Genomic DNA, 11555 nt, shown 5'->3' with positions numbered 1-11555 from the left:
TCTGCGGCCCTCCGGCCCATCCAAAACCCCCCCCCCGGGGGTGGGTTGGGGGGTCCGCCCCCCCCCCCCCCCCAAACCGGCCTGCTCACCCTCGGGCCTTGCCGACAAGGGAAATAACTTCTTCCGCGGCTGCATCCGTAGGCCGCTGGGACATACGCCTTGGCCAGCGACGCGTACCCGTACGCGGCGTGCCACCGCTTCGCGAGAAGCTTGTCAGTTCCATTGGACGGCAAAAGGCAAAGGCAAGGAGAGCTCTCTCCTTGCCACTCTCAACGTATAGCGCGCTGGGGGGCTTGCCGCAAGACCCGGGTCACGGCGCAGAATCGTCGGCCGATGCCACAACCTGCGGAAATGGGGGCACGACGTGTGTGTGGTGTTGTCGACGTATGGGGGACGCGGTGATGTCGAACCAGTGGTGGGACCGGCAGTGCGGTTGCGGTTGCGGGTGCTCGGCGCGGAGGTGCGGGGGTGCGCGCCGCCCGACTGGGCGGAGCGGCCGGCCGACTCGTCAGAGGGAAGGCAACCAGGGATGAGGACGTGCTCGACAAGAGGTTCGACAGAGTTGGAGGCGCCGGTGATTCGATCGGCCACCGCAGTGCAACGGAGCACGGCTGCCTCGGAGGTATCGCCGTGATTGAGCAGTACGTGTTGGATCTTCGTGAGGTTGACGAGATGCAGGTCGCGGTCGTTGGCGGTAAGGGCGCGCACCTGGGCGGGCTGTCGCGGATCGAAGGCATCCGCGTGCCGGGTGGCTTTTGCGTGACGACGGACGCCTTCCGGCGGATCATGGCGGAAGCGCCGTCGATCGACGATCGGCTCGATCAGTTGTCGCGCTTGAACCCGGACGACCGGGAGGCGATCCGCACGCTCAGCGCGCAGATTCGTCGGACCATCGAAGGGATTGCCATCCCGGGCGATCTCGCGGCGGCGATCACCCGCGCACTCGCCCAGCTCGGCGAGCAAGTCGCCTTCGCCTACGCCGTCCGATCCAGCGCGACGGCAGAGGACCTGCCGACGGCCTCCTTTGCCGGCCAGCAGGACACGTACCTGAACGTCGTAGGGCCGGCGGCGATCCTCCAGCACGTCAGCCGGTGCTGGGCCTCGCTGTTCACCGAGCGGGCCGTGACCTACCGCCGGCGGAACGGCATCGACCACCGTACGGTCCACATGGCCGTGGTCGTGCAGCAGATGGTCTTCCCGGATGCGGCCGGCATCCTGTTCACGGCCGACCCCGTCACGGGCAACCGGAAGGTCGCCACCGTGGACGCCGGCTTCGGCCTCGGCGAGGCCCTGGTCTCCGGCCTGGTGAACCCGGACGTCTTCAAGGTGCGACACGGCGAAGTCGTCGCCAAGGCGATCGCCGCCAAACAGCGTGCCGTTCACGCCCTGCCCGCTGGTGGTACGCAGGAAGTGGCGATCGACTCGCAGCGGCAGGAGGAGCCGGCGCTGACGGATGCGCAGGTCGTGCGGCTCGTGCAGCTCGGGCGGCGGATCGAAGCGCACTTCGGCCGCCCCCAGGACATCGAATGGTGCCTGGTCGACGATGGCTTCCAGATCGTTCAGAGCCGGCCGATCACGACGCTGTTCCCCATCCCCGACACCGGGGACCAGGAGAATCACGTCTACGTCTCCGTAGGTCATCAGCAGATGATGACCGACCCCATGAAGCCCCTGGGGTTCTCCATGTGGCAGTTGACGGCCATGGTGCCGATGCACGAGGCCGGCGGGAGGCTGTTCGTCGACGTCACCCGGCGCCTGGCCTCGCCCGCGAGCCGTGCCGGCCTCCTGGACGTCATGGGGAGAGGCGATCCGCTGGTCAGGGACGCGCTGGAGACCGTCCTCGACCGCGACGGTTTCGTCCCGTCGCTCCCGGACGCGGGTCCCGGCGGGCCGCAGGCCAGGGGCGCGTCCGCCCCCATCGAGCCCGATCCGGCCATCGTCACCGAGCTGATCGAGCGCAGCCAGGCGTCCATCGCCGCCCTGGAGCGCGACATCCGGACGAAGACCGGACCGGCGCTGTTCGACTTCCTGCTGGAGGCCTTCGAGGAGCACAAGCGAGTCCTCAGTGATCCGCTGAACCTTCAGGCGATCATGGCGGGGATGGAGGCCACGTGGTGGCTCAACGACACGCTGCAGGAGTGGCTGGGGGAGAAGAACCCGGCTGACACGCTCACGCTGTCCGCCCCCGACAACGTCACGTCGGAGATGGGACTGGCGCTGCTCGACGTCGCGGACGTGATCCGCCCGCATCCGGAGGTGGTGGCGTTCCTGCAGGGCGTCGAGGACGAGGGCTTCCTGGACGAGCTGGCGAAGCTCGCGGGCGGGACCGAAGCGCGCGACGCCATCGAGTCCTACCTCGACCGCTACGGCATGCGCTGCGTCGGCGAGATCGACATCACGAGACCGCGTTGGCGCGAGCGCCCCACCACGCTCGTGCCCGTGCTCCTCGACAACGTCAGGATCTTCGAGCCGGGCGCCGCAGAGCGGCGCTTCGAGCAAGGGCGGCAGAAGGCGCGGAAGAAGGAACGGGACGTGCTGTCACGCTTGCGGGCCCTGCCGGACGGGGACCAGAAAGCCGACGATGCCAAGCGGATGATCCACCAGGTCCGAACCTTCATCGGGTACCGGGAGTACCCGAAGTACGGCATCGTCAGCCGCTACTTCGTCTACAAGCAGTCCCTGCTGGAGGAGGCCGAGCGCCTCGTGCAGGCCAACGTGCTTCCTGAGAAGGAGGACATCTTCTACCTCACGTTCCAGGAACTGCACGACGTCGTGCGCTCGAACCAGGTGGATGACCAGCTCATCCAGCGGCGCAAGGACGCGTTCCGGTCGTACGACGCGCTCACACCGCCCCGGGTGCTCACATCGGATGGTGAGGCCGTCACCGGGGCGTACCGCCGCGACGACGTGCCGGCCGGCGCCCTGGTCGGCCTACCGGTTTCCGCCGGGACCATCGAGGGGAGGGCCCGCGTCATCCTTGACATGGCGGAGGCGGATCTCGAAGCGGGCGACATCCTGGTCACGACCTTCACGGACCCCAGCTGGTCGCCGCTGTTCGTCGGAATCGCGGGCCTGGTGACGGAGGTGGGCGGCCTGATGACCCATGGCGCAGTGATCGCCCGGGAGTACGGCCTCCCGGCCGTCGTCGGCGTAGAGCAGGCCACCCGGCTGATCCGGGACGGGCAGCGGATCCGCGTGCACGGAACCGACGGGTACGTCGAGATCCTGCCTTGACCGACCACACCGAGAAACCCTGTCCGTAGCTTCCGACCAAACAACGCGAAGCGTCGTGAAAGACCGAGACCAGGGGCCTGTCCGGCGGATCTTGCCGGACAGGCCCCTGGTCCCGGGGAGGGCTCAGCGCTTGAGCGTGAAGGTGAAGTCGCCGGAGAGCTTGCCGCTCAGCCGGACTGCCGAAACGAGTTTCCCCTCCGTGATCAGTCTCTCGACCTCGGCCCGCGAAAGACCGCAACCTTCAGCGATCAGTCGCACCGGCCGGACAGGGATCCGCGCCGCAAAGCGGACCGAGATGTCGATCACCTCGCGGTCCAGGTGATCCGATCCGCCGGTGTCGAGGCGCCAGGCGTTGTCCCAGTCGAGGGCGATGCGATTACGGCGCCGCACGACCGGATCCTGGAGCAGCTCAGCTGTCAGGCCAGGGTCGTTGTCATGCAGCCGGTCCAGCAGCTCAGGTCGTACGGAGCGCACATTCATCCGCTCCAGGACCGTGAGCTTTGCAGTTTCCCCGCAAGCGGTACAGAGCGCGAGCAGCCAGGCGTCGATGAGCTTGTGGTTTGCGTTGACGCGAAACTTACCGCTTGCCCGGAAGCGCTCGGACGCGCACGCGTGGCAACGGCGGAGAACGAGCGGCAGGCAGGTGGGCACGACCACCCAGTTGTTGAGCACAGAAGTACACCGGTTTCAGTGAGAAGTCCGCAGCAAAAAGGAGCGCGGCGCACATGCGCGACGCGCGACGATTCAGCGCTCGGGAGGTCTCACACGGTGTACAACGGCACGTCCTTGCCCAGACGACTTGGTTCGGCAGCACGGTAATGGCGCACAGCGGTGCTGTTCCACTGGTTTTCGAGCGCCTCACCGCCAGGTCAAACCCGCTCTGCTGAGTTCCCCACTTGTCGTGTGGTCTTGGTCAGCGTGTCGGGCCGGGTCAAGTTCGGCGAGCCTGCCTGAGCAACGAGTTCGGCGCAATAGTGACTGACGGCAGGTGAGCCGCCGCAGCGCTGCTGCTCATGGCTCAGGGGCGTTGGCGGTGTTGCCCGCTGTCGTTCGGGCCGGGGCGGGTCCGTGAGCGGAAGGTGCGGCGGTAGGTGTCCGGAGGCACGCCGACTGTGCGGTTGAAGTGCCGGCGTAGCGTCGTGGCGGTGCCCATGCCGGCTGCGGCCGCGATGGTGTCGACGCTGTCGTCGGTGGTCTCCAGCAACTCCTGGGCGTGGCGGATCCGCTGGGTCAGCAGCCATTGCAGTGGGGTGGTGCCGGTCACCGATCTGAAGTGGCGGCCCAGGTTGCGCGAGCTCATCCGCGCCTGGCGGGCCAGGTCCTCCACGGTCAGCGGATGGTCCAGCCGTTCGATCACCCAGGGGAAGAGTTCGGCGAGCGGGTGGTTGTCCGGGGCGGGCACCGGGGTGGTGACGAACTGGGCCTGGCCGCCGTCCCGGTGCGGCGGCACGACCAGGTGGCGGGCGAGGGTGTTGGCGATCGACGAGCCGTGGTCGAGGCGGACCAGGTGCAGGCACAGGTCCATGGCGGCGGCTTTGCCGGCGGAGGTGAGCACGCGGCCGTTGTCCACGTAGAGGACGTCCGGGTCGACCGTCACCTGGGGGTATCGGGCGGCCAGCGCCCGGGTGTGCGCCCAGTGCGTGGTCGCGCGCTTCCCGTCCAGCAGGCCGGCGGCGGCCAGTACGAACGCGCCGGTGCAGAGGGAGGCCACGCGTGCGCCGGCATCGTGGGCCGCGCGCACCGCGTCGACCAGGTCGGCGGGTGGGGCCTGGTCGACGTCGGCCCAGCCCGGGACGATCACGGTGTCGGCGCGCGGGAGTTGGTCGAGGCCGTGGTCGGGCTCCAGCAGGAAGCGGCCGACCCGCACGGCGGCCGGTCCGCAGAGGGCGATGTCGTACCAGGGGCCCGTCACGGCGGCCGGGGCGGAGCCGAAGACCTCGCAGGCCAGGGCCAGTTCGAAGTGCAGCATCCCGTCGGTGACGGCCAGCGCGACAGTGTCCATGTCCGAAATTGTACGGGGCATGGCGTTCCGGACACTCGCGTGGGGCGCCAGCCCTCGACAGGATGTCCGTAACGGATCACGGCAGATCATGTGAGCACGGAGGAGAACCCATGGGGTCGGGGCAGGCAGTGACGGTGTTCGGCGCGTACGGTCACACCGGACGTTTCGTAGTGGCACAGCTGCGCGAGCGCGGGTTCGTCCCGGTTCTTTCCGGCCGGGACGCCGAGAAGCTGAAGGTACTGGCGGAATCCCAGCCCGGACTGGACATCCGCCCGGCGTCGGTCGACGATCCGGCCTCGCTCGACCACGCATTGGCCGGTGCGGCGGCTGTGATCAATTGCGCCGGGCCTTTCGCCACGACGGCCGCCCCCGTGATCGAGGCGGCACTGCGCGCCGGGATCCCGTATGTGGACGTGGCGGCCGAGATCGAGGCCAACGTCGATACGTTCACGCACTTCACGGACCGCGCCCGAGCCGCAGGAGTGATGATCGTCCCCGCGATGGCCTTCTACGGCGGCCTCGGCGACCTGCTGACCACCGCCGCGATGGGCGACTGGACGGCGGCCGACGAGGCGCACATCGCGTACGGGCTGAGCAGTTGGCACCCCACCGCCGGGACGCGCGAGGCAGGCGCGGTCTCCCGTGAGCGGCGGGGTGGCCGACGCGTCCGCTACACGAAGGGGCAGTTGGAGTACCACCAGGACGCCCCGCCGACCCTCACGTGGCCGTTCCCCGACCCGATGGGCCCGCGGGCCGTCATCGGGGAGTTCTCGATGGCTGACGTGGTCACCGTGCCCAGCCACCTCGATGTCCCCGAGGTGCGCTGCTACATGACCGACGTGGCGGCCAAGGACCTGTCGGCCTCGGACACACCGGCGCCGAGCCCGGTCGACGAGCGTGGGCGGTCCGCGCAGACCTTCCTCGTCGATGTCGTCGTGCGCGCCGGCGACACTGAACGGCGAGCTGTGGCGAGGGGCCGGGACATCTACGCCGTCACCGCGCCGCTCGTGGTGGAAGCAGTTGACCGCATCCTCACGGGACGGACCAGCACGGTCGGTGTCGCCTCCGCCGGCGAGATCTTCGACGCGCCCGACTTCCTCCGCGCGCTGTCCCCGCACATTTCCCTTGAACTGCGCCAGTAGCCGGCAGACCGCCCACGCCGCACGCCGGGCTGCCGGCCACCCTGGAAGCCGCCCAACCGGGCCATCCCCTCTCATCCCGACGTCGCCTCACTGCGAAGCCAGTGACCGGCCGGCGCACCGGTTGACATCACCGATCACCAGGGCCCGGCGACCTGACGGTCGCCAAGCCTGCCACGCGCTCTCAGCTCCATGAAGCGGGGAACAAGAGCAGCCCTGGTCGAAATTGCCGAGCGTCATCAGGGGCGCAGTCGTGTGGGGGATTAAAGGCGCTCGCGGAGGAACTCGGGCGAACTCCTTGTGGTCCTCGCCGGTACAGCTCGCCACGAGCGCATGAGCGGGGCGGCCTGCGGTGGCGGCAGGCCGGGAGGATGCTGCCGGGGCAGGTTGACGCGGAGTGGTCGGAGTTGGTGGTCGATGTGCCGGACCTGGGTCTGCGGTCGGGGCAGGGTGGCGGTCTTCCCTCTGGCGTCGTGTCGGAAGCGGGCCGGTCGGGGGTTGCCGGCACACAGCCTTGCTGGGACGCCGCCCTGGCCGCTACGAGGCAGTCCACGTCGAGCACTTCCGGCGGGTACTGACCACGGCGCGCGCGTGGGGTGAACATTGGCATCTCGGGACACCTACGACTACGGCTTCACCGACTGGGTGTACGGCCCCACCGTGCTGACCCAACGCGAAGAGGCTCCCATGTTCACTCCCATCCCGTTGGCTTCGGCGCAGGCCGATGACACCGCGGACACGGACGCCGCGGCGCTCGCCGGAGGTCGCACGCGATGACCGAGAGCCTTGCCGGACAGGCCCCCTGCCTATGGGCCCAAACCCTTGGAATCGATCATCTAGGCGAGGTTGGGCGGTGTCCTGCTCATGTGCCAGCCGTCGAAGCGTGGTCCGACGAGGTCGGGCGGCCACCCTGCCGTCTCGACGGCAGCGTCGTAGACGGCGTCGCCGAAGGCCACAATGGCCTGGTGCGGGTCTGCTGTGTCGCGCACCGCGGTCCACGGCAGAAGAACGAGGCCGGCGTCGGGATGCCAGGCTGCGCCGTCGACACCCCAGGACCGACTGTCCAGGCCGTCTGGCTGCGGCCAGATATAGGCGTACATCCCGACGTCCGGCGACTCGGGGCTTCCGAAGGAGAATCCAACCGACACGTACTCCTCGACCATGCCGTGCTGCACGAACGCCGGACGGTCAGGCGGCGGCAGGGTCGACACCCCCCGGTATCGTGTGGCGGACAGGTCGAAGCCGCCCCACATCACGCCGACGCGGGGGCGGTGTCCCCGGTACGGCGCCTGCCACGTCTCGAGCGCGCCGGCGGCGAGGTTGAACCCTGCCCAGATCAGCTGAGCCGCGTCGTGATCCCAGGAGCGGTCGACGTGATCACGGTCGAGGCCCGACGGGGCACCCGGAATTTCGCAGATCACCGTGCTGCCCGGTCTGGGCATGCCAAGTTCGGCGGCCGCGTTGCAGAACGACGCATGGAACGCGGCGACTGATCCCGTACGCAATGCCAGGGTCCGCGAGCCCGTGTTCGTCTCGATGACCACGTCGCCGTCGAGCAGGCGGTAGTGAACCGTGAAGGTCACGCCGTGCTGTCGGAACGTCGGCGTCATAAGCCCCCGGGGGGTGACGTCGAGGACGACGTCACCCCAGCCGGGTTCGAACAGTTCGTTGAGGGTGTACTTGCCTGCGACCTGCACCAACCGGTTCACGTTGTCGACCATGGGGGCCAGGTCCTCATAAACAAGCGCTGGCCACGCGAGGTGTTCGATCACGGGAGCCTCCCGGGGTGTCGGCGGGATCAGGGGGAGGGGACGTCAGGTGCCGTGCGGCTTCGCCCCACGCAGCAGCGGGCCGGTCCCGGATACCGCGGTGCCATCCACTGCACATTCTCGTACGCCGGTCACGGCCCTGCCTGGCGTGCTCGGCGGCGCGGCTCGGCCCAGATCCCCAAGAGGCACCAAGTAGCACTAAGCAGGGATTGCTTCCACTGCCCACCGACGGAAGTACAAGATGCCATGCCCTCCGTGAGTGCGAAGGACTTCGACCACGTTGCGGAGTGCACCCTTCCCCCGGACCGGGACATAAACCACCCAGTTGCCCTGGTCCAACGCCGCGCCGTGGACCTTCAGCGTGTTCCCTTCATAAGCACCCCGCTGCAACAGCCGGAGCAAGCGCGCCCGGACTCCGTGGCCGGCGCCACGCCGGTCCAACAGACGCGCCCCTTCCGGACCGCTGAGAACGTCCACTTCAGACAGGTCGATCCCCGCCCGTTCCAAGTCGTGACAAGCGGCGGTGCACCGCGCCTCGTTCTCCATGGTGGCGGCCACACGTTTCATGGGGTAGGGGTAGAAGTGTTCATCGATCATCCGTGGCTGACCCACGTGAATTCCTCCCTCTGAGGGAGCTCTCGCTCCTCCTCCGGTCATCGCTTTCCGTCACCGGGTACCCGGTGACGCGATCCGCAGCGTCGGCACCGCCACCAGCCCGTTCTGGGCTCGTCGCCGCCGGCTCAACGGTCGAAAGTGGAGTGGGCCACAACGGAGGCCTGGGCAGCGACGGCGGTCCGTTCGATGCCGAAGTCATCGAACGGAGGGAGGATCCGCTGACGTAATCAGCTCTTCACCTCGGTAGGACCTTTGATACGTATTGTCATTATATGGGTGATGTTCGGTGAGGGCGGTTCGACGGACATTGCCGGAGCCGACAGGTCGTGGTCGGCGACCGCCTCGCCAGCTGATGCAAGGGAAGGCTGGAGTTTCCCCCTGAGTAGGGCACCCGGAGCCCGTTGCTGCGGCAGACGGCCTGGCCACTGACCGCCGCCACCATCGCTTCCAACGGCGCCGCCCGTGGCCGGACCCGCTGGGCGTCGGGATGCACGCCATCATCCCGGTCCTGTTCGTGGTCAGCGTCGAGGCGGCGCGGCACGCGGTGGGCCGGGTCGCGGACATCACCGCCGACCGGCATAGGGGGAACCGACGAAATGCGGCTCCGGAGGTGACGGAATGCGCCGAGTGGGGGCAGCGGGCCGGGTGGCCGCCGCGTTTGTGGCACGCTAGCCGGCCACTCTGAGCGTCGCGGTTGGCTGGCCCAACGAACCCGTTGCTGGTCAGCAGTTGATGGGGGGGTTACCGGAAGCGACTCGGCAGAAGTCCGACCCGAGTCCGCCGTCGACGGTGCCGGCGTTCGGGCCGACGAAGATGAAGTCGCCGTCGGCGCTGCCGAGGATCCTGCCGGTCGCCGTGGTACCGGCGTTGGCCGTGATGGAGTCGCCGCCGGCGCCGCCGTCGACGGTGCCGGCAACGATGCCGTTGATGGAGATGTAGTCGCTCCCGCCCAAGCCGTTGACGCTATCGCCCACGGCGAGGGCGCCGCAGCTGATGTAGTCGGGGCCGGCAGTACCAGTGACGGTCGTACCGGACACGGGACGGCCGTTGACCGTACATGAAGTCAGGGCTTGTGCAGGCGTTGCGGTCAGGGCGAGGGGAGCGGCCACGAGGGTGGCGGCGCAGAGCGTACGTATCGCGTGTCTGATCATGTAATGAGTGGTTCATGGTGACTTCATGATCGCAATTCCGCACCATCGGTGACTCTACCGTCCGGGGTAGTTTGCCGCCCGGACGGGCCACCGAGGCTGGCGGTCGGATGATCGGGTTTGCGGCTGGTGTCCGAGGCAGGAGTCCGGGGCCCATCCCGCAGGTTCCCCATCTGGGAACCTGCGGGAACCACCCACACCGACGACGCCGACGTACGGAAGTTCACCCGGGAACCTTCACGCCCCGGCCCGGGAAGTCCACCCGACGCGGGCCACGTTTCCGCAGGTCGGCGAATTTCGCCGGTAGCCCCATATGGAGTCGGTACGCATTACCCGCTGGGTCCTCGCGCACGGCCTCAGTGTCGGCAGGTCGGTCAGCGGCCCGTCGGCTGTGGCCTGGTTGCGAAGGTGGATGGCAACGGGGGACAGCCAGTAGCGACTGCTCGCTCGGTGAGCCGAAGCGTCTCGTGCGCTCCTGGCGACTGCTGGATCCCTCTGAGGCCTTTGGCTTCGGGGCTCACACGGTTGCCTCCGGGATCAGGACCGCGATCTCTCAGCCGGACCCACCACCAGCCGGCCGTCCGGGGAAAACCGCTACCGCGCGGACCGGCCCGGGGAACAGCAACTGCCGCCCGGAGGGCCGCCCGGTGGCCAAGGTCCCACACCCGCACTCCTCCGTCCTGGCTGCCGGTTACGGCGATTGCATGGCCGTCCACCACCGCGGTCGCCACCGCCTCCACCGGGCCGTCGTGGTCGGTGAGGGGTTCACCAACAGGCTGGCCGGCGGGTGGCGGGGTCCTTGCCACTCGTCCGGCGTGGACGGCTTCGAGCCGTCCATCCGTACGGCGCACCCGGAGGTGCGGTCGGCTTACCGGGATGGTCGGCTGGGCGTGACTCTGCACACTTGCGCGCATTGGAGCCCAGCATGGCGATCATCGCGATCTTCGACCAGCCCGGTATGACCCAGGCCCAGTACGAACAGGTCTCCGACAAGGTGAACCGCGGCCGTGGCCTGGTCAAGAGCGCCACGGACTGGCCTGTGCCTGGCCTCATCTCGCACACCTCTGCCCCCACACCCAATGGCTGGTATGTCGCCGACGTCTGGGAGTCCGAGGAGGCGTTCCAACGGTTCAGTGAGGTCGTGCTGCCGCTCCTGCGGGAGGCCGGTGCGCCGGAGGTGGAGCCGAAGATCTACCCGGTGTTCAACCTGGTGACCCCGTAGCCGTCGGCCTTCTGGTTGCGCGATGGGCTGAGGCATGACCCACAGGCCTGGTTGAGCGGGGTGCCACGGCACCCCGCTCACCGCCTGTCCTGCGGGGAATGCTGCGACCTCGGCACGGGATCGCCACTGGTGCGGATCGACAGAACCGCAGGTCAACGACTGTCGTGGGTAGCCCTCCTTGCGGCGCTTCACGCGTTGGGCCGCGACGGCTTCCGTGGAGAGCTCGGTTGGCAGGTCATGTTCGCTGAGGCCGAGTTCGGATGGGATGGGATGGGACTGTCCGTACGTCGTTGAGGGCGGCGTGCACCTGGTGCTCATCGGTGATCGTCTCGGCCTTGAGGAAGTGGCCGTCGATCTGGGGCACGCGGACCGGTGTGGCCCGCTTCTCGCCGTCCGTGCGCCACCACGTCAACATGGTCGGCCGCT

General features: G+C 68.4%; 7 protein-coding genes and 1 pseudogene. 4 read left to right on the top strand and 4 right to left on the bottom strand.

What is annotated here, in order from left to right:
• Positions 1–630 precede the first annotated feature (630 nt).
• Entirely contained in the window at positions 631–3234 is a 2604-nt protein-coding gene (gene rph / locus ACFXJ5_RS14225) for a rifamycin-inactivating phosphotransferase (protein ID WP_384630733.1), read from the top strand.
• A gap of 123 nt (positions 3235–3357) precedes the next feature.
• On the opposite strand, the gene ACFXJ5_RS14220 is transcribed toward rph, so the two are convergent.
• Complete coding sequence (locus tag ACFXJ5_RS14220) at positions 3358–3906, bottom strand: DUF1062 domain-containing protein (protein ID WP_384630641.1); 549 nt, start codon at positions 3904–3906, stop codon at positions 3358–3360.
• A gap of 346 nt (positions 3907–4252) precedes the next feature.
• Positions 4253–5236 (bottom strand): helix-turn-helix domain-containing protein, encoded by a 984-nt coding sequence (locus ACFXJ5_RS14215; protein ID WP_384630640.1) that lies wholly within the window; start codon positions 5234–5236, stop codon positions 4253–4255.
• A gap of 110 nt (positions 5237–5346) precedes the next feature.
• On the opposite strand from ACFXJ5_RS14215, the gene ACFXJ5_RS14210 reads away from it, so the two are divergent.
• Positions 5347–6378, top strand: a complete 1032-nt coding sequence (locus ACFXJ5_RS14210) for a saccharopine dehydrogenase family protein (protein ID WP_384630639.1) — start codon at positions 5347–5349, stop codon at positions 6376–6378.
• An 833-nt stretch (positions 6379–7211) separates the two neighbouring features.
• Here ACFXJ5_RS14210 and ACFXJ5_RS14205 read toward each other — a convergent pair.
• Complete coding sequence (locus ACFXJ5_RS14205) at positions 7212–8147, bottom strand: DUF5996 family protein (protein WP_384630638.1); 936 nt, start codon at positions 8145–8147, stop codon at positions 7212–7214.
• 1010 nt (positions 8148–9157) lie between these two features.
• On the opposite strand from ACFXJ5_RS14205, the pseudogene ACFXJ5_RS14200 reads away from it, so the two are divergent.
• A pseudogene (locus ACFXJ5_RS14200) lies at positions 9158–9339 on the top strand (DUF2637 domain-containing protein); the annotation flags it as partial.
• 142 nt (positions 9340–9481) lie between these two features.
• Here ACFXJ5_RS14200 and ACFXJ5_RS14195 read toward each other — a convergent pair.
• A complete protein-coding gene (locus ACFXJ5_RS14195) occupies positions 9482–9910 on the bottom strand; it encodes a hypothetical protein (RefSeq protein ID WP_384630637.1) in 429 nt (142 codons plus the stop codon).
• Positions 9911–10832: 922 nt separating this feature from the next.
• Between ACFXJ5_RS14195 and ACFXJ5_RS14190 the strand changes: the two genes are divergently transcribed.
• Positions 10833–11129, top strand: coding sequence for a hypothetical protein (locus ACFXJ5_RS14190; protein WP_384630636.1), 297 nt, complete (start codon positions 10833–10835; stop codon positions 11127–11129).
• The last annotated feature ends 426 nt before the right edge of the window (positions 11130–11555 follow it).

It is taken from the genome of Streptomyces sp. NPDC059373 (assembly GCF_042751495.1).
GTDB lineage: Bacteria > Actinomycetota > Actinomycetes > Streptomycetales > Streptomycetaceae > Actinacidiphila.
This window is presented reverse-complemented; position numbering and strand designations above follow the sequence as displayed.